This window comes from Corallococcus sp. AB049A, assembly GCF_003668885.1.
Classification (GTDB): domain Bacteria; phylum Myxococcota; class Myxococcia; order Myxococcales; family Myxococcaceae; genus Corallococcus; species Corallococcus interemptor.
The window spans coordinates 1-440 of record NZ_RAWL01001141.1; the positions used below are offsets into that span (position 1 = coordinate 1).

A 440-nucleotide genomic window follows, 5' to 3' on the forward strand; every position below is an offset into this window, starting at 1 on the left:
CTCCACGCCGGGCCAGGGCGCAACCTTCTGGTTCGAGATCCCGCTGCTGAAGGTCGCTGGCGACCTGCCGGCGATGGCGCGCGCACCGGCACCGCTGCTGCTGTTCAGTGCCGATGCAACGCTGCAGGCACGTATCGAGCGCATCGCCGCCCACCATGGGCTGCAGGTGCAGGTGCTGGCACAGCTGGATGCCGTGGTCGAGCGCCTGCGCGCTCCCGCGCGGCCCGGACAACCGGCACCGGCATGGCTGCTGGTCGATGCCCGCGCACGCCGCAACGGTGAGGCCACGCTGCAGCTGGCGCTGAGTGAACGTGGTGACGACGATGCGCTGCAGGTGCTGTGGCTGCAGGAGGGCGCACTTCCACAACGCCAGCGCCAGCGCCAGCTGCCCCCGCACTTCGACGATGCGGCCCTGCATGCACTGCTGGCTGCACCGGTCG

At 70.9% G+C, this 440-nt stretch carries 1 protein-coding gene; it reads left to right on the top strand.

The window, feature by feature from the left end; genetic code table 11:
• Window positions 1–440, top strand: a 440-nt coding sequence (locus tag D7X55_RS46570; protein ID WP_199747426.1) for a hypothetical protein, incomplete at both ends; no start/stop codon positions are given.